The sequence below is a fragment of the Flavicella sp. IMCC45668 genome, assembly GCF_057219105.1.
In genome coordinates, this window is sequence record NZ_CM170114.1 from 1,611,107 (window position 1) to 1,631,578 (window position 20,472).

The window sequence follows — 20,472 nt, forward strand, 5'->3', positions numbered from 1 at the left end:
TTTAGAAAAGAACAAATTTGATTCTTTTTAAACTTCATTTCATTCAAATATAATGAACATAAACATCAAAAATACTTCGAAAATCAGAGCAGCTTCATTTTAAAACATTTGTTCTGTAAATAAGAGATTTCAACTAAATTTTACCCCAAATTTTCATCTAAAATTCAAGTAAAAAAAATCCCTTCAAGAAACTGAAAGGATCTAAAAAACAATACTTATTTTTTGCTCTTTACTTTCGGCACATAACCAGGTGCATCATGTGCTGTATCATGCAAATCATAAATTGGCAATAATTTCAGGAATCGTTCTTGTTCCTGCTTCAGACTTTTCGGCACTTTATCCCAATTCTTAATTATCGGAAAACTTACCAAATCATCTGGTGTTTTTCTAACGTCATACCAAGTTCCTTTACCATCTTTCATTACCTCAAAACCTCTAATCAACTGCTGATCTTTTCTATAAGCATAAATCCAATCTCTATGCTTTTTCATATCAGTAGTCAAATAAGGCCATAAACTCACTCCATCAAGCTCATAATTCTTTTCTATAGCACCCCCTGTAATATCAGCAATGGTAGGCAATACATCCGCAATATTCACCAAAATATCTTGTTCTCCTTGCTTTGTTAAATTTAATCCTGGTGCATACACTATAAAAGGCACATGCGTTCCTTTTTGACTTACAGGACTTCCTTTACCATAATAATGAGTTCCATTGTCAGCGCAAAAAATAAAAATGGTATTATCCTCTACACCTAACTCCTTGAACTTCTTTATATATAGCCAGGCTTGGTAATCTAAATAATTAATATGATTTCTAATTCCAGGCTTTGATAAAGAATTATGCGTATCATATACACCATTATCACCGGTTACATTCGGAGCATAGCGAACATATTTATTCCCTTTCCATTCAATTTTTGGAGTTTGTGGATATTTATTATTTGGATGTTGATTAAAAAAATCAACCGATCCATGCCCTAAATGGGTTGTATGATAAACAAAAAAGGGTTTATCCTCTTTGTGTTTTCTCTCCATAAAATCAAAAATAAATTCCAATTCTACATCGGGTCCAAATGTATTTAAACCAAAATTCTTTTTATCCTTTTTTGTACTTGGCCACCAAGCTAATTTTTCATTTTGACTTGGGTGATTCATTAAACGTACATGAGGTTGCCAATACCAACCATATTGCTGATAGGTATCCACTTGCTTACCTGTATCTGCATTGATATAAACCTTTTTGCCGTTTATTTTCTTAGGAATAATTTTAAAATCAGTCATAGGATTATTCGGTGCCCCTTGTTCTCCCGGAGTAAAAACCCCTTCATCAAAACCAAATTTTTGTAAATCAGATCCCTTCATCTGAGTTTTTCCAGACCAAAGTGTAGCATAGCCTGCTTTTTGAGCTATATGGCCAATCAATGTTGAACTCTCGTACAAGGGCCAAGGTCTTTTTTTCCCTTTTTTATCTGTCGAAAATCCAAGATCTCCATTATGCCACCACTTATGTTTATCGGCATATCTTCCTGTCATCATCATAGCTCTACTTGGAGAACAAATAGTAGCTGCCCAGGCCGTTTTCACATACAAACCTTCAGTGGCTAATTTTGTTAATACAGGCGTTTTAGCTCTCATATTCATATCTGTACTTTCTCCTTTAGAATCTCCATTCCAAACTTTTGAATTGTACACCGGAAACTCTCTTGCACTAATATCATCAGCATAAACCAATACAATATTAGGTTTTGTTTTTTGTGCAATACTCATTATCGGTAGCACCAAAGCAAATGAGATAATTATTTTTAAAACATTCATATCTATATTCTTTTTTCAAGGTTACATCTTAACTTTTCTTGGTTCCACAAAGCTATGCCATCATGCAGAATCTGCTGTGAACAAATGTTTTTCTTATTACCATAAATGTTTTAACCTTTAATGCGATACTCACTAACAACCTCAAAATCAAAATACAACCTTAAAACACTTACAAAAAAAGTCCCACAATTTCTTGCAGGACCTTTTATTCTATTCTAAATATAAAATTTACTTTCTAACAATATCTTTTTTACGAACAGCTTTTCTATTCAAAAAAGAGCTAGACACTACACCATTCGAAACATCATCTAGAACGATGAATGGACGTTCATCTTCTTCATCGGTATTTAAATGAAAATTCCTAATCGTTAAACCATCTATATGCCTCACATAAACCCCAGAAGCTGGCAACGTGCCAACCTTACTGAATTCCGGCCACCAGTTCCCAAGAGTTTCCAATGTATACTCCTTAATAATCTTGTCTGCATCCTTTTTAGTACCACCTCCGGAAACAGTCATTTGAATATTATTCATTTGAATGTCTTCAATATTATGTCCTGGCATACCTGTTATAAAGAAAGCTGAATTCTTATCCAATTCTCTATTATCTACAATAAAATCACTAAAAATAAATCCATGCATTGCTTTCATGGGAAACATTTTCTTTGGCATATCAACCCCCGCTCTTTGTTGACAAAAGGTCATAAAAACAGGTCGTGGTACATTTTTCATTACCAAATTAGAAAATGTCATATTTTTCATTTCTCCCCCTTCATTCATCTGAATTTTCAAACCAGAATCTTGAATATCAAAAAATGTACAATTAGAAACTGTTACAGATTCAAAATCTCCTCTCGAAGCCAATCCGATACGCATACCTCCCCATTTTGTAGTAAAAATGCAGTTTGTTACCGTAATATTTTTACATGGATAGCTCGCGTTTGATGCCTGTAAACAAATAGAGTCATCACTATTATCAAAGGAAGAATCACTTACTCTAACGTTGGTACACCCATCAAAATCCAAACCATCTCCATTACGATTTACGCGACTAACAATTTTAATACCTGAAACAACTATTTCATTACAATAAAGCCATGCTGATGTCCATGCAGCCGGGTTTCTTAAAGTTACATCTTGAAGTTTGATATCGTTACATTTGTAAAAACGCAACAACATTGGTCTTCCTCCCAATTTTTTATTAAAATTTTCAGGACTTCCATTCCCATCTATCACACCATTACCCTGAATACTAAAAGACTTCGCTTTAGAAGCAAAAATCAAACAACGATCCATATGCGGTTCGTCCTTATAAGTGTTATAATGAGTATCGGTAGTATAATCCTTAATATTCGGACTACCCAATAAAACAGCTCCATTCTCTATATATAGAGTTACAAAATCTTTTATATAAAGAGTTCCGACCACAACGGTTTTACCCGCTGGAATAATGACCTTTCCTCCACCATTTTCTGTGCAAGCATCAATTGCTAATTGCACCGCTTCTGTATCAATAGTACTCCCATCGGCTTTCGCTCCAAAATCCAAAACATTGAATTCTGTCGCAAAAATCTGACATTGAATACTAAAAAAAAGAATTAATATAATTTTCTTCATACTTAAAATTAATGTCCACCTTTAGGGTGACTGTCATTTGTATATCTCAACACTTTCGGTTTACCGGTTCCTCTAGCCATGATAATCTCCTCCTTCCAAACAGAGCGTAACTTTTCAAGAATTTCTTTGTTTTCTTTTTTGTCAGCAAGATTTTTTAATTCTGAAGGATCATTTTTTAAATTATATAACTCCTCATAGACAGGCTGTTCTCCCTCTAAAGAAGAATCCGATAAGTATCTGTAATAAGCAATATCAGGATCATGTGTTGCATACAACATTTTGTTTACAGGAACCCCTAATTCCTTAGCTGTGGCTATCTTTTTTGATGCAGAGAATGTAGTATTTTTATAATACCTGATGTATTTCCACTCTTTATCTTGAACAGCTTCACACTTAGGGTTTCCAAACTGAGTAGACCATAGATTCTCTGTATAAACGTAATCTCTTACCTCAGCATTTTTATTCACTAATAAATTTGATATGTCCTTCCCTTGAAATTCTTGAGGTATCTCTACACCTGCCATGCTTAACATTGTAGGAGCAACATCTATTGACTGTACCAAAGCATCACTTTTTCTTCCTTTATTCTTTCGTTTTGCTTTTGGATTCATCACAATCATAGGAACATGTGTCGTTTTTTCATAACACAAAGCCTTTCCTCCTAGTCCTTGCTCTCCCATAAACAATCCGTGATCCGATGTAAAAACAATAATTGTATTTTTATCCAACTTCAGTTTTTTCAACTTCAAACGTAAATTCCCTACCAATCGATCAATTCCTGTCATGGCTTGAAGCTGCCTGATATACCTTTCTTTAACATCCTTTGGAGTATCAGAATAATTATAACCTGTTTGACGATCTTCTGCACGCAACAAATCTCCAGGCAACTTTGGTGTTTTTATATCTTTTTTAGCAATATAATTTGCTGGTAAAGGAATATCTATATCTCTATATAATGTTCTATATATCTCGTCATCTGTTTTTTTCATTTTCATAGAACTAGTTCCAGCTCCATGAGGTAAATTAAAATTGATTGACAACAAAAAAGGCTTATCCGCTGGTCTCGTTTCTAAAAACTTAACTGCTCCTTTTAATTTTCTAGCATTTGGATCTAAAAAATCATCTACTCCTTCATTGATCACCTCTGGCTGAGTAGAAGCAATAGCATCATTGAAAATATCATGTACTTGTTTTGGATAAAAACGAATATGTCCATGACCTGCATACCAATAATCAAAACTTTTTTCCATCAAGCCACTCGTATATCCTCCTTCTCCTATTGGGGCATGATTCTTACCAATCCACCCTGTATAATAACCAGCATTTCTCATAACAACTGGATATGATTTTTCCCAAGCCTCATTTGATACTGCAGTACCCGAGTTAAAATTCACCCCATGTTTTCTTTCATATTGACTTAAAAGGATAGAAATTCTACTAGGAGTACAAATAGCACTTGAAATATGTGCATTGGTAAAAAGCACTCCATCTTTTGCTAATCTATCAATATTAGGAGTTTGTACTATTTCATTTCCTGTACATCCCATCATTCCATACGATTGATCATCGGTTAGAATAAAAACAATATTGGGTTGTTTTGACTTTTTCTGAGCTTGCAGATTTAAAAATGAACCTACTAATAAGTAAGTCATTGCGAATAAAATTTTATTCATTTTTGTAATATTCATGTTTCAATAATTTATTTTGTTTGAACCGTAATGGTTGTTTCTTTTAAATTCTCAGCGGTAGCGATAATTTTAATATTTCCAGATTTCTCCGTTGATTTCACAATTAACATTGCCAAACCATTAAAAGCTTTCCTATTTGGTTCTTGAAAAGAATCCAATGAAGTCTGGTCACCATTTCCAACAGCTGCAATACTTCCTTGTCCCGTTACTTTAAATTCAATCAGGTTGTCTGCTAATGGACATAAATTCCCATCTTTATCCACCACACGTACTGTTACGAATGACAAATCGGAACCATCAGCATTGATCAGCTCTCGATCTGCTTGTAACACTATTTTTGCAGGTTTACCTGACGTTCTAATTTCTTTTTCGGCCGCTATATTCCCATTTTTATAGGCAACTACTTTAATAGCACCAGGGCTATAAGGAACATTCCAAGATAAGCGATATTTCGATTTATACATTCCTTTTTCAAAACCATGGTACTCAGAAGGAATCATTGTAAAATCTTTTCCTTTTATTCTTCTTCCATAAGATTTTCCGTTAACAAATAGTTCAACTTCATCACAATTAGTATAACTATATACAGGGATCATCTCTCCTTCTTTACCTTTCCAATTCCAATGAGGTAATACATGAACCATCGGTTTTGTTGTCCACTGACTTTGGTATAAATAATAACGATCCTTAGGGAATCCACATAAATCCACAGGAGCAAAATATGATGATCTAGATGGCCAATCATCATTCCAATACCCATTTGTAGAATTATCTCTACCTCCATAAGGAGTAGGCTCTCCTAAATAATCAAAACCAGTCCAAATAAACTCTCCCAAAGAATTCGGATTTTTTTCTTGATCGTCAAACTCAATATCTGGAGCATATGCCCAAGGCGGCCCCACAATTGCATCATAACTAGACACGTGATTTGTTTCCTTTTTAGGTAAAAAATCTATTGGCAAATGATACACTCCTCTACTACTCGTTTGAGAAGAGGTTTCTGAACCATATAAAATAATCCCGGGATTGTTATTTTTAATTTCCGCATATTTATCAGACCAATAATTCATTCCAACCACATCTATTTGATACGCTAATTTATTTTTAAATGGTGCAGGATAATAATTAAATCCAGCTGTAGTTGGCCTTGTAGGATCTTGATCATGGCAAATATCACTTAAATGCTTCGCTAATTTCCATCCATCTTTTTTAGACTGCTCTAAAATCTCATTACCGATACTCCACATAATTACAGAAGGATGATTTCTATCCCTCATAATCATATCTCTTAGGTCTCGTTCATGCCATTCATCAAAATATTTATGATACCCATTCTCTACTTTTCCTAATTTCCATTCATCAAACGCTTCTGTAATGACAACAATCCCCAATTCATCACAAATTTGTAACATTTCAGGAGAAGGAGGATTATGACTTGTTCTTAACGCATTTACTCCCATTTCCTGCATAATTTGCATTTGACGTTGCTTTGCTCTATAGTTCACAGCAGCACCTAAAGGTCCTTGGTCATGATGCATGCAGACCCCATTCAACTGTGTAACTGTTCCATTCAATAAAAATCCTTTTTCAGCATCAAAAGCAATTGACCTAACTCCAAAGTTATTAGAAACTGCATCCACGATTTGCTTTCCTACTTTAATTGACGTTTCGGCAGTATACAAATACGAATTTCCAATTTCCCACAAAGTAACATTGTCAACATTTATATCATGAGTCAGGCTTATCTCAGATCCTCCCTCCATAGAAGCAGATGAAACCTCTCTTGCCACAACCAAACCTTGTTTGTCCTTAATTTTTGTTTCTAAAACAACCTCTACGGATGAATTACCCGTATTTTTAACCTTTGTATCAACTTGTACAATTGCATTTCCGTCTTTAATTGACGGGGTCGTAATTGAAATACCATATCGTGGAATATGTACTGAATTGTTAATTTTCAATCTAACATTTCTATATATTCCGGCTCCTGGATACCACCTTGCCGATAAATCTTCTGGAGACAGTTGAACTGCAATAATATTTGCTTGATCAAACTTTACAAAATCCGTAATATCAAATTCAAAACCAATATAACCATAAGGTCTACCTCCCACATAAGAACCATTTACCCAAATTTTTGCATTGTTCATAGCTCCATCAAATTCTACGGAAATACGCTTATCTTTATGAATAGATTCTAGTTCAAAATGCTTTCTGTACCAAGCTTCTCCTGTAACCGGCAAACCACCAGTTCTTGCGTTATGCTTATTACTAAACGGTCCTTCAATCGCCCAATCATGAGGCAAATCAAGACTCCTCCACGAAGAGTCGTCTAACGAAACCTCCTGTCCGTTGTTAATTGAAGCCTTTTTAAACCTCCAACCCTTATTAAAATCTTGATCTTTAACAACCGTAACGCTATTTGAATTACAAGAACTTAAAGGCATCATCAAAACAAACAATACAAGGGACATTAAAAATTTGAAATATTTCATATTCTTTTTTATTATCATAAAGTTAACTTGGGTAAATATAGCCCTATCCCAAGTGCAAAAAAAGCAAATGAATATCTGTAGCCCTTTAAAAAACATTTGTTCTACTTATTTTTCTAATCTCATAAAAGTTAAAATCATCTTTTTGACACTCCTGTGATACAAATGAAAATTGAATTCGAAAAACCAATTACTAATCCTTCCTACATCAAGTCAGTATTCCGAAAACGATACCGAAAAATAAAAACGTTTTCGGTATCGTTCCCGAGAATAAAAAATCTCCAATCGAAAAAAACAACTTTTCTTCTCTCTATATTTACCATAAACAACTAATAACCAAACACTTTTATTATGATGAAAAACTACATTATTACAACACTTTTAGTTCTATTACATTTTAACTTTTATGCTCAACAAACACTAACATCCTCCGACAGCGGTTATACTTTTGAAGGAAACGGAAATCCAGGAGGGAATTGGGGCAACGAAGAAAACCAACTAAAAATCGGAGGGACTGCCGACTCCAAGTACGGAAGAAAAATGTACTATAACTTTGACATTAGCAGTTTAAATAGTCTGACTTTGACTAGTGCAAAATTTAAAATATACAATACCTCTAACAATAAAGAAGAAATACCTGGAGACAGAGTAATCGCTATCAACGGTATTTCAGATGGAGTTGACGGTACAGATCTTCCTATTACTTCTGGTAGTTGGACTACAGATTTTTATACCGGCCGAACGGTAGAAGCCTCTGTTGCAACGTTCACATATTCTGGTGGAGCAAGCGTAGGTACCTATTTTGAATTTGACATACTTACCTATTTAAATAGTATGAAAGCCTCCAGTATTACAGAAATTTGTTTTGAAGTAACTGTGCAATCAGATGCATCAGCTGGATCAAGCGACGAAACCTACTTTAAATTTGGTAGCGAATCCCACCCAAGCAACCCCGGAAATATTGAATATGAAGCACCATCTGCGAATGTATCCACAATAAACAGCTTAGGGGTGATGGTTTTCCCTAATCCAGTTCAAAATGAGTTGCAAATTAAATCAGAAGCTAGACTTTCTAAAATATCTATTTTTAACGTAAGTGGTAAATTAATTTCTGAAAACAATATTAGTTCTAAAAACTTTAAGCTGGATATTTCTAATTTCTCAAATGGATTTTATATAATTGAACTTACAGAAATAAATGGTAACACGACTAGTCAAAGAATAATTAAAAATTAACCAAAAGCTCTAGATAATTTTGATTTATGTAGAGCTAATCAACCAAACTTTCACACATGAAAAACACATTTTGCATAACAGTTCTTTTCATTTTGTGCTCTTTAGAGTTATTCTCTCAAGAAACCCAGGTTTTTGGTATCGTTAAAGATAACACAGACATGACTATTCCGTATGTTTCTGTGAGTTATGCTAACAATACGAAAGGAACAATTACCAACGAAGATGGAGAGTTTATTTTGTTGGTGACTGAGGAGGAAAAGCAAGATAGCCTTTCAATTAACTGTTTGGGTTTCGATACTTTTAATATTAAAATTAGTGAATTTCTTAGTCGAGAGAATAACGTTATTCAATTATCCGAAAGTTCCATCAGTCTAAACGAGATTGAAATTCTAAAACCAGAAGTATATGTTAGTAAGGCCATAGAAAAACTAAAAGAAAATACGGTTAGCACAAAACATCAATTGACCATGCTTTATCGACGCGCCTCAAGTGAAGAAGGAACAGCCCGTTTTTTTGTAGAGCATTATATGAAAATTTCTGACAAAGGTCCCTCTGCCAGAAATATAAGCGCCATTGAAGTTTTAGAATCAAGAAAATCGGCTGATTATCGATTTTTCAAAAAAACTGAATATAGACACTCAGTTATACCAATGACTATCAGAAACCCACTTAGACAATCCATAAACATAAAAAAAACAACCTGGAAGAAGACTGGTGACTCTTCATACGAAGGAGAAGATGTTGTCATCATCCAAGGAAAACCAAAAAAGCAAGCTTCCTATAAACTCTATATTGGTGTAGACACGTACAAAATTTATAAGATCGAAAATAGGGCAAACAACTCTCTATTTGTTTACAAAAAAAACAAAGAAGGCAAACTATATCTAGGATACCATTCTAGACAATGGAAATCAATGGAAACTATCCCTGCCGACTTACAAAGAAAATTAGGTAAATCAAATAATAAAATATCTGCTACTTACAAACACGAAGTTTTTATTTTAGACCTAGAAACCAATAAAAAGAAAACAAAAGTTAGAGATCAACCTTTAGCACATACAACGGACATGGCAAAATTAAAAATTGAATACCATCCCGAATTTTGGACTAACTTCAACGCTCCCCCAGACACAAAGTATTTTAAAGAGATCAAAAAAGAATTAGAAGCAAACTTTGGTGTTAGTATGGAAAATCAATTTAAATACTCAAATAAACAATAATGAAACAACTATTTTTTTGCATAAGTCTGTTCGTACTATCTAGTGCAGTCGCCCAGAAATTACCTAGCTCTGTAAGGGACATCTACGAAGTGAAAGTCGATAAGTCCATATCAGATGAATTTAACGGCAATGGAAAAGTAAATTTAAAAAAATGGAACTACAGACAAACAAAACCAAGCGGTATTGGACCTGGAGATAAATATGTTTCAAGAGTAAATGGAAAACTTATCTGTCGCGGAAGTTTAGAAGACCGAAAAGCAGGAGGAATTGTATCAAAAAACAAATCTCATTTCGGTTTCATTTCTACTCGCTTCAGAGTATCCGGAATACCAAATCACATGCAAAACATATGGCACCCAAGTGTTTGGAGCGCTCAGTGCAATGGTCAAACAGATGAAGGAAAAGAGTGTATAAAAACTGGAGGTAATTGGTTAGAAATCGATATGATCGAATTTGAAAACACCCCAACTGGTAGATGGAGTTCTGATGCGCCATGTAGAGTTAAAGTACCATCATTGGGTAAATCAGTTAAAGTAAATGACGCCAATGGAAAAAAACTAGGATACGAAAAGGCTGTTATGTTAAAAAAAGTTACTGAAGGATTTGACAAATGGAAAACCATAGGACTTGAATACCATCCAGATTACATTCAACTTTGGGAAGAATCCGATAAAAAGTGGGTTAAAATTGGCCGACGTATAGTATTTAATAACGAAAAGCCTTCCATCGGAAGTATTCCAAAAGAATGCGCTACTGAAATGTTTTGGTATATAGGAAACCTTTACAACCCCTATAAAAAACAACGTTTTAAATTTAGCGATTATACCGATTCTACATTAGAAATAGATTTTTTTCGATTCTATCCTCTAAAAAAATAAGCGAAAAAAAAAGCAACGAGTCACATCGTTGCTTTTTAGTTTATTCTTTTACTTTAAAGTTTAATTGACGACTCTCTTACGTTTAACCTCCCATTAAGAACTATTGTTTGGGGTACAAATATCCCTTTAGTTTCTATTTGCTCTAGTAATAATTTTGCGGCAGTCTGACCAATATCTTTTGTGGGTTGACTTACCGAAGTTAATGGTGGTGCAATATGTTCTGCCAACCTTGATTCAGAAAAGCCAACAATTGCAATATCCTTTGGTATCTCAAATCCATGATCTTTAAATACCTTCATTGCACCGATAGCAGCAGCATCGCTTGCTGAGAAAATAGCCGTTGGAACTTCATTTTGCTCAATTAGCTCTAAGGCAACACGTGCCCCTTCCTCCATAGAAAAACCACATTGAATTTTTCTACCTAATTCAATCTTATGTTTTCTATGCGCCGCATCAAAACCATGAGCTCTGTTCTTAGAAAGCGACAAATCCTTTGGTCCAGAAAAATGGACAATATCCGTATGCCCCTGTACTATTAAATGTTCCGTAGCGAAAAAAGCCCATTTATAATCGTCAAAAACTACTTTTGAAGCTTCCAATTCCTCAACTACCCTATTAAAAAAAACCATAGGTACATCTTGTTTTATCAGTTCCTTATATTTTTCAATATTTTGATTTTCACAAGACAATGAAATGATCAAACCATCCACCATATTATCAATCATGGTCTCCACATTTTTTAACTCTGTTTCCGAAGATTCATTAGATTGCATTATCAACACTTGATATCCTTGTTCCAATAATATTTCTTGAGCTCCAATTATGACTTCCGGGAAAAAACCATTTACGAATTCAGGTACTATAATTCCAATATTTAAGGAGCGCTGTTGAATCAATTTCCTGGCAATCGGATTAGGTCTATACCCCATCTCATTTGCTGTTTTTAAAATCAATTCTTTAGTTTCGGTACGAATGTCATACTTGTCATTAAATGCTCTTGAAACCGTTGATACGGAAACATTTAATTTTTTTGCAACATCCTTAATTGTTGTATGTTTCATATACCAATATTAGGCATTTATTAAGTTTCTCGCAAATCACGGAAACGTTCTCGTAAATAAAAACCGTTTTCGGGAACGTTTTCGGAAATCATTTTATGGATTCCATTGTGAAAAACTTAAAATTAATCGAAATTGCAGTATCTAAAAATCAAATCTATATGGGTCTTATTGATATTACAGTAATTTTAGTCTTCACGTTATTAGTCTTTATATGTGGAATGAGCTTCTCAAAAGCGGGGAAAAACATGAAATCATATTTTGCCGCTGGAGGTGCTTTACCATGGTGGATGAGTGGACTTTCTTTATTTATGAGTTTCTTTTCGGCTGGAACCTTCGTTGTTTGGGGCTCCATTGCATACAAAAGTGGTTGGGTAGCAATCGCAATTCAATGGACTATGTGTATTGCTGGTTTAATCATAGGGTTCTGGATAGCTCCTAAATGGCAAAAAACAAAGGCTTTGACAGCAGCTGAATTCATAACAGACAGACTAGGTTATAAAACACAAAAAATATACACATATTTATTTCTATTAATTTCGGTTTTTACCACAGGTGCATTCTTATATCCGGTTGCAAAAATTGTAGAAGTATCTACAGGAATCCCAATTAGTGCGAGTGTAATTTTCTTGGGAATCCTAATCTTAATTTACACTACTGTCGGTGGTTTATGGGCTGTAATTGTGACAGATGTACTGCAATTCGTAGTACTCACTGCAGCGGTATTAATAGTAGTTCCATTATCTTTTGAAAAAACTGGAGGAGTTGATAACTTTATATCACTTGCTCCTGATAATTTTTTCGATTTTGTAAATGATGAATATACTCCAGGTTTCCTAGTCGCTTTTGGCTTATATAATTTATTTTTTATCGCTGGTAACTGGGCATATGTCCAAAGATATACTAGTGTTGCTACCCCTAAGGAAGCTAAAAAAGTTGGCTGGTTATTTGGAGGTTTATATACAATTAGCCCATTGATTTGGATGTTGCCACCAATGATTTATAAAGTACTGAACCCAGGATTAGGTGATTTAGCAGAGGAAGGTGCTTATTTACTTATGTGTAAAGAGGTATTGCCTGTTGGAATGTTAGGTCTTATGCTTGGCGGGATGGTTTTCGCTACCTCTAGTTCAGTGAACACAACATTGAATATTTCAGCTGGAGTTTTGGCTAATGATGTTTACAAACACTTTAGACCACAAACTTCAGATATTCAGCTCGTTAAAATTGGTAAAACCGCAACGGTTTCCCTAGGGGTAATTACTATTATTGTGGCGCTCCTTGTACCGTTAATGGGAGGAATCGTAAATGTGGTAATGAGTTTGGCAGCCCTTACCGGCGGTGCAATGTTTTTACCTCCTCTTTGGGCTTTATTCTCGAAATATCAAACTGGAAAAAGCGTTTTAGCAGTAACATTAATTTCCCTTACTATCAATGGATTTTTTAAATTCATTAGTCCCTCTATTTTTTCTTTCTCCCTCGATAGAGCTACTGAAATGGGTGTAGGTGTTGCGATTCCAATTATCTTACTATTGGTATTTGATCTAATCGCAAAACAACAGAATCTGGAAAACACGCAGCACGCTGAATACTTAGAGAAAGTATCAAAAAAGAGCAGTCCTACTGAAGAAGAATCTAGAAGTGGAAACAAAAAAGGAGGAAGAGTTATTGGTATTGGAGTTTTCTCAACAGGTTTGTTAATTCTAGGACTTTCGTTCATTGCCGACACTGGAGTTATGTTAGTCGGAGGAATGGGTACCGCAGTACTTATTCTAGGAGCGATCATTATCAAAAAAAATACAGAGAAATAAAACATTATAACTAAAAATAAAACACAATGATTGTTGAAAATCATATAGCAGACGTAAGACAAAACAAAACTACTAGCCTAAACACCGAATTGGTTATTATAGGTGGTGGTACCGCCGGTGTTTGTGCCGCAATAACTGCAGCACGTAAAGGAACTAAAACTGTCCTTATCCATGACCGTCCTGTTTTAGGAGGAAATGCTTCATCAGAAGTTCGCCTGTGGATTTTAGGAGCAACCTCACATCTAGGAAACAACAACCGTTGGTCTCGTGAAGGAGGTGTAATGGATGAAATCTTGGTTGAAAATCTATATAGAAATAAAGAAGGAAATGCCGTTATTTTTGATACTGTTTTATTAGAAAAAGTATTAAACGAAGAAAACATTACACTTCTGTTAAATACCTCAGTCTATGATATAGAAAAATCAGATGACAGAAACATCAATTCTGTAAAGGCGTTTAACCCACAAAACTCGACAGAGTATATAGTTAACGCTCCATTATTTTGTGACGCCTCAGGAGATGGAATTGTTGCCTTTAAAGCAGGCGCTTCTTTTAGAATGGGAGCTGAAACCAAAGAAGAATTTGGAGAATTATTTGCACCAGATAAATCTTATGGTGAGCTTTTAGGTCATTCTATGTACTTCTACAGTAAAAATACGGATAAACCAGTTAAATTTACTGCTCCCGAATTTGCTCTCAAAGACATCAAAGCAATTCCTCGATATAAAGCTATTGGGAAAGACGACAAAGGTTGTAGATTCTGGTGGTTTGAATATGGCGGCCGAGGAGATACTATTCATGACACAGAAGAAATCAAGTACGAACTTTGGAAAATCATATATGGAGTATGGGACTATATTAAAAACTCAGGTGAATTTGAAGATGTTGAAAATATGACCTTGGAATGGGTAGGTACTGTACCAGGAAAAAGAGAAAGTCGACGTTTTGAAGGTTTATACATGATGAAACAACAGGATGTTATTAACCAAAGTAAATTTGATGATGCCATCGCACATGGTGGTTGGGCGATTGATTTACACCCTGCCGATGGAGTTTATAGTGAAAAATCAGGTTGTACACAATGGCATTCTAAGGGTATTTATGACATCCCTTACAGATCTTTTGTCAGCAAAGACATTGATAACTTATTTTTAGCCGGTCGTATTATTAGCGCAACACATGTAGCCTTTGGATCTACAAGAGTTATGGCAACAACAGGATTATGTGCTCAAGCGATTGGAGCTGCAGCAAACATGTGCATTTCCAAAAAAGTGAAACCTGCAGGAATATTGGAAAATGGCTTGATAAAAGAATTACAAAATGAATTAAATCTTTTTGGTCAAAGCATCCCAAATGTATCTATCCAAAAAGAGAGTAATTTATTAACGTCAGCCGATATTTCAAGTTCTTCTAATTTAAGTCTGTCGACTATAAAATTTGATGGAAACTGGACTAATTTAGCGACTTCTGCTGCACAATTACTTCCTTTAACAGCAAACACAAAATACAGTTTCAAAATTGAAGTGAACGCACAAGAAGATACTGAATTAGAAATTCAACTTAGAACTTCTAAAAAAGCAGATAATTATTGCCCTGAACTAATACTTGAAAAACAAACTATTTCAGTAAAAAAAGGACAACAATTTATTGAATTCACCTTTGACAATTCAGTACAAGAAAATCAATATGGATTTGTTACCTTTCTATCCAACCCTTCTATTGAACTTAAAAATAGCAACCAACGTTTTAGTGGTATTCTTTCAGTATTTAACGGAGTTAATAAAGCCGTTTCTAATAATGGTAAACAAACCCCACCAGAAAACATCGGGGTTGATACTTTTGAGTTTTGGATTCCTCAAAGACGACCAGAAGGGAAAAACATTGCCATGGAAATTTCACCAGCTATAGAAGCTTTTAATGTAAGTAACTTAGGAAATGGTTTTGTTAGACCAAATACAACAGTTAACTCATGGACTGCTGAGTTGAGTGATTCAACTCCTAACATTAATATAAGTTGGGTGCAACCACAAGAAATTAGTCAGATAACTTTGTTTATGGATAACGACTATGATCATCCTTTAGAATCAACACTTATGGGACATCCTGAAGAAGTTGCTCCATTCTGCCTAAGGAACTATACAATCAAAGACGAACATGGAAATATAGTTGTTCAAAACACAGGAAACTATCAAACCATAAACACATGGAAATTTGATAAAAAAATTAAAACCTCAAGTTTAACCATTGAAGTAGAGCACCCGTCTGACAAAGTACCTGCTTCTATTTTCGAAATTGTATGCGCATAATTATGAAAAACATATTGCTACTTCTAAACTTTCTAATTTTATTGTCTGGATGCTCTTTCAAACAGAGTCCCAATAAAGAATTTCCTCCATCCAAAATTTCTTTAAATGGCACTTGGAAATTCAATGTTATTTATGGTATGGGTTCTAACCCATTAAATATTATTGAACAAGATTCAGATATAATTATTGACAACAACGACAAAGAAAAAGTTGCAATAAAAGGGAAATGGCAGCTAAAGAATAAAGGAGCAAGAGGATCCGTTTTTTATGGCGAAAATTATTTATCCCGTAGGTTTAATCCTGGTGAATCTTCTGAAAATTATGTAAGATACAAGCCTGGTATCAAAACGTCTGGATATTACGAAACTTTGATTCGCTATCCATTTTCTTCACATATGACCGCTCAAGTGAATATAAATCACGCGAACGGAACAACAACTAAATATGTAGGGCAAAGAAATTTTTGTGGGCAATGGTTGAGTTTGGGTATTTATAAAATGGATGCAGATTACAATAATTATATGGAGATCACTGCTATTACAGAAAATAATGTTGCAGCAGATGCTGTTATGTTTAGACCCATTTCCGAAAAAGCCTACTTGGAAGCAAAACAGCAACCTGATGAAGTTTTTCTACCAAATTACAACGACGAAAATTGGCATGATCTAAAAGTCCCTGGCCACTGGGGAATGATCAATTCATTCTCTAACTATAATGGTTTAGGCTGGTATCGTAAAGAATTCACTTTACCTAACAACTCGTCAAAAAGCTCATCAAATAGATATCGTCTTAAATTTGACGGTGTATATCATGTTGCTAAAGTATATGTAAACGGAACCTTTGTTGGAACGCATAGAGGGGGATTTACTCCATTTGAATTTGACATTAGTGATAAGATAATTTTTGGATCTAAAAATGTAATCGCTGTTGAAGCCGATAATAGTGCAAAAGTTGGTGCTACATGGAATTGGGGTGGAATTATTAGAGATGTGTATCTTTTAAAAAACAACGACGTAAGAATCCTTAATCAAAATATTCATGCTTCTCCTGATTTAGAAAATGGAACCGCACAAATAGACCTAAAAGTATTCATTGAAAACAATTCCAAGAAAACTAAAAAAGTAAACATTCATTCTCAAATCAGTAAGAATGGAGATCTAATAGCGTTACACAAAACAGTGAGTATTGCAGCAAACAGCACAGGTGAATTTGACCTAGCCGGAGAAATAAAAGCTAAGAATGTTCATCTTTGGCATTTTGACAATCCAACACTATACAACCTAAAAACGACGATCACAGAAAACAAAACGGTTGTTGACACAAAAAATAATCACTTTGGAATTAGAAAAGTAGAGGTTACAGCATCACAACTTTTATTAAACGGGGAACCAATACGATTAGGAGGTTTCAACCGAGTAAGTGAACACCGTTTTTGGGGATCTTCTGAACCTATAGAGGTCTTGGAAAAAGATGTAGACCTAATGAAGGAAGCAGGTGCTAATTTTATGAGAATTATGCATGGTACGCAAAATGAAAAATTAATTGACTTATGCGATAGAAAAGGAATTCTGCTCTTTGAAGAGGTTAATGTGCGTAACTTAACAAACCCAGAATTCACCCCACCTCACTACCCTCTTGCCAAACACTGGCTAAAAGGAATGATAGAACGTGATTGGAATCACCCAAGTATCATTGGTTGGAGTGTTGGAAATGAACTTACAAACCATTATGAATATGCAAAAAACACGATGGACTATGTTCGTAAATTAGACCCTAACCGACTCGTAACCTGTGTAAGTAATAGTGGACAAAAGGACCACGCTAACAGAAAAACAGATCCAAATACGGAGGTTGACTTAATTATGCACAACATGTATCGTTGGCAAGGTAATCCTCAAGAGATCATAAATAAATTAAGGAGAGAGTGGCCTGAAAAACCTATTTTTATTTCAGAATATGGGTTCGATCCCTACCCTACAACTTCTTTAGATGGGGATCAACAAATTTTTTCTGACTGGCACGAGTTATGGAGAGGAAAAAATGAATTTGTAATAGGAACTTCTTTATGGACTTTTAATGACTATAGAAGTGGATACGCTGCTACTTCTCAAGAAGAAAACAGAGTATGGGGCTTGATCAATGTTTGGAGACAAAAAAGAAGAATGTTCAATCGAGTTTCTAAAGAATTAAGTCCTATAAAAAATATAGAAATTCTAAATTTCGATATAAATAAAAATAAGGCAAAAGTAAACATCCCAATTAGAGGTCCAAAAGATTACCCTAGCTACACATTAAATAATTATACCCTAAGATGGAGTTTTAGGAATAAAGATGGTAAAATATTACAGTCAGACAATATCAAACTACCTTCTATAAGTCCGGCAGACAAAAATTGGAACGGAGAAATTACATGGAAGAAAACTTCAGAAGAAATTTTAGATTTAAAAATAGAATTAATTAGTCCTACAGGATACGTAAGACATAGTGAAACTTATGCTTTTACTACTCCTAAAACCCCAAACAACATAGAAGTAATCCCTGGAGACTCTTCACTAAGGGTCCTTTTTGAAAAGGTTGCAGGTGCAAATGAATATTATGTCACATGTAAATCGAAAAACGGAGATATCATAAATTCATTTAAATCCATCACAAATGCCATTGAAGTTACTGGCTTAAAGAACAATGAAGATTATATCTGCAATGTTATCGCTATTAACGATAAAGGAGAAAGCAACATAAACCATGGTACAACTGGAAAAGCCAATGGCAAATTATTACCTCCCAAAATTTGGGATGCTTTTATTGCAGATAACAAAGTGGTAATCGGCTATACCAGTGAGTTTGATGATTCATTTTACAATGTGAAATATGGTTATAGCAAGGACAATTTAAATTTTACTTTTAGATCAAATGTAAGAGGTATGATGACTATAGATACGGAAAAAAAGGCTCCAATATACTTACAAATCCAAAGAGAAAACAAAGGAAAAACAAGCAATTGGTCCAATATAGTACTAGCAAATAAAAATTAAACTACTCTCATGAAAACTTTAAACCATTTTAAAACAACTTTAATTCTTGGCTTTGTTGCTGCAATATTTTTGTCTTGCAATAACCGAAAGCAACCAACTAACGAAAACGGTTTTCCTTATAATATCAACAAAGACACTAAAAACAGAGTATTAAGCAGTGCCATGAAGCGTGCATTTTTTCAATACGATGGTGTTACTCCGATGACAAATGAATTATATTCTAATTTTATGTTCACTGAACTAAAAGGCTTAGACTATAGCAATGGAGATGGAACCATATCCAGAAGGGATCCTTCAAAAATTTTAAAAGAAAACGGGAAGTATTATATCTGGTATACACACAGAAACACTTCTACACCTCCGATTGGTGCAAGAAACGCAGAAAAAAGTAATGACACTATACCTTCAACAGACTGGGACTTATGCGAAATCTGGTATGCTACAAGTACCGATGGATTTACATGGGAAGAACAGGGTGTTGCGGTACCTCGACCACCTAAGCCACAAGTAGGATGGAGATCTGTTGCAACTACAGACATCTTAAAATGGAAAGGAAAATACTATTTATATTTTCAAGGCTTTATGGAAGCAAGTGGTAAAAAAGGAGATTATTGTCCGGTTGCCGTAGCTTCTTCTGATTCTGTTGATGGACCATGGACCTACCATGAAGGTGCAGTTATCAATAATGGAGCAGAAGGAGAATGGGATCAATATGCGATTCATGATCCAAATCCGTTTATCCACAATGGACAAATATACATCTACTATAAATCGGCTTTTAACAGACCAGACAATTTATGGATTGGTGCCGGTTTGGCTATTGCGGATAATCCTTTAGGCCCATTTAAAAAACACCCTTTAAATCCATTATTTAATTCAGGACATGAAACTTCTCTATTTCCATTTAAAGAGGGAATTGCCGCATTAGTAATTCAAGATGGTAATGAAAATAATACTATCCAATATGCAAAAGACTGGGTAAATTTTGAAATTGCATCTGTTTCTAAATTTATGCCCGTAGCCTCCGGACCATTCATTCCAGACGCATTTTTAGACAACAAAAATGGTAGAGGAATTACTTGGGGGTTGTCACATTTTGTAAATGCTGGTTCTCATAAAAAGCAGCACTCTATATTAGCCCGATTTGATTGTGACCTTAGTTTAGATTTACACGATCCACAAATGAAGAAAAAAATCAGATGGCATAAACCAGAAGTTTATTTTAAACATAAATTAAATAAAAAACAACTGGAAAGGATAAAGGCCGACCAAGCTGCATCGAAAAAAGATTAACCACAGAACAATAATATATTCACC

General features: G+C 34.6%; 12 protein-coding genes. 7 read left to right on the forward strand and 5 right to left on the reverse strand.

Annotation, left to right across the window (positions count from 1 at the left end):
- Positions 1–215: 215 nt before the first annotated feature.
- The 4 genes from AC2DZ0_RS06865 to AC2DZ0_RS06880 form a co-directional block, all read right to left on the reverse strand.
- Entirely contained in the window at positions 216–1,817 is a 1,602-nt protein-coding gene (locus AC2DZ0_RS06865) for a sulfatase-like hydrolase/transferase (protein WP_484644544.1), read from the reverse strand.
- A 228-nt stretch (positions 1,818–2,045) separates the two neighbouring features.
- A complete protein-coding gene (locus tag AC2DZ0_RS06870) occupies positions 2,046–3,434 on the reverse strand; it encodes a glycoside hydrolase family 28 protein (protein ID WP_484644545.1) in 1,389 nt (462 codons plus the stop codon).
- Positions 3,435–3,442: 8 nt separating this feature from the next.
- A complete protein-coding gene (locus tag AC2DZ0_RS06875; protein WP_484644547.1) occupies positions 3,443–5,122 on the reverse strand; it encodes a sulfatase-like hydrolase/transferase in 1,680 nt (559 codons plus the stop codon).
- 11 nt (positions 5,123–5,133) lie between these two features.
- Positions 5,134–7,617, reverse strand: coding sequence for a glycoside hydrolase family 2 TIM barrel-domain containing protein (locus AC2DZ0_RS06880; RefSeq protein ID WP_484644548.1), 2,484 nt, complete (start codon positions 7,615–7,617; stop codon positions 5,134–5,136).
- Between the two features lie 348 nt (positions 7,618–7,965).
- On the opposite strand from AC2DZ0_RS06880, the gene AC2DZ0_RS06885 reads away from it, so the two are divergent.
- The 3 genes from AC2DZ0_RS06885 to AC2DZ0_RS06895 are packed head-to-tail and all read left to right on the forward strand — an operon-like array spanning position 7,966 to position 10,948.
- On the forward strand, positions 7,966–8,850 hold the full coding sequence (locus AC2DZ0_RS06885; protein ID WP_484644549.1) for a T9SS type A sorting domain-containing protein: 885 nt from the start codon (positions 7,966–7,968) through the stop codon (positions 8,848–8,850).
- 56 nt (positions 8,851–8,906) lie between these two features.
- The gene (locus AC2DZ0_RS06890; protein WP_484644551.1) at positions 8,907–10,070 is read left to right on the forward strand and encodes a carboxypeptidase-like regulatory domain-containing protein; all 1,164 of its coding nucleotides are present in this window, start codon (positions 8,907–8,909) and stop codon (positions 10,068–10,070) included.
- Positions 10,070–10,948, forward strand: coding sequence for a hypothetical protein (locus AC2DZ0_RS06895; protein WP_484644552.1), 879 nt, complete (start codon positions 10,070–10,072; stop codon positions 10,946–10,948). Before AC2DZ0_RS06890 ends, AC2DZ0_RS06895 begins: the two co-directional genes overlap by 1 nt.
- Positions 10,949–11,001: 53 nt before the next feature.
- Here AC2DZ0_RS06895 and AC2DZ0_RS06900 read toward each other — a convergent pair whose 3' ends face one another.
- On the reverse strand, positions 11,002–12,009 hold the full coding sequence (locus AC2DZ0_RS06900) for a LacI family DNA-binding transcriptional regulator (protein ID WP_484644553.1): 1,008 nt from the start codon (positions 12,007–12,009) through the stop codon (positions 11,002–11,004).
- A gap of 245 nt (positions 12,010–12,254) precedes the next feature.
- Between AC2DZ0_RS06900 and AC2DZ0_RS06905 the strand changes: the two genes are divergently transcribed.
- Genes AC2DZ0_RS06905 through AC2DZ0_RS06920 form a run of 4 tightly spaced genes read left to right on the forward strand, consistent with a single transcriptional unit; the run spans position 12,255 to position 20,448 of the window.
- On the forward strand, positions 12,255–13,817 hold the full coding sequence (locus AC2DZ0_RS06905; RefSeq protein ID WP_484644555.1) for a sodium:solute symporter family protein: 1,563 nt from the start codon (positions 12,255–12,257) through the stop codon (positions 13,815–13,817).
- A 26-nt stretch (positions 13,818–13,843) separates the two neighbouring features.
- Positions 13,844–16,123, forward strand: coding sequence for an FAD-dependent oxidoreductase (locus AC2DZ0_RS06910; protein WP_484644556.1), 2,280 nt, complete (start codon positions 13,844–13,846; stop codon positions 16,121–16,123).
- Positions 16,124–16,125: 2 nt separating this feature from the next.
- A complete protein-coding gene (locus AC2DZ0_RS06915; protein ID WP_484644558.1) occupies positions 16,126–19,155 on the forward strand; it encodes a glycoside hydrolase family 2 TIM barrel-domain containing protein in 3,030 nt (1,009 codons plus the stop codon).
- 9 nt (positions 19,156–19,164) lie between these two features.
- Positions 19,165–20,448: a glycoside hydrolase family 117 protein gene (locus AC2DZ0_RS06920; protein ID WP_484644560.1), complete on the forward strand. Its 1,284-nt coding sequence runs from the start codon at positions 19,165–19,167 to the stop codon at positions 20,446–20,448.
- Positions 20,449–20,472: the final 24 nt, after the last annotated feature.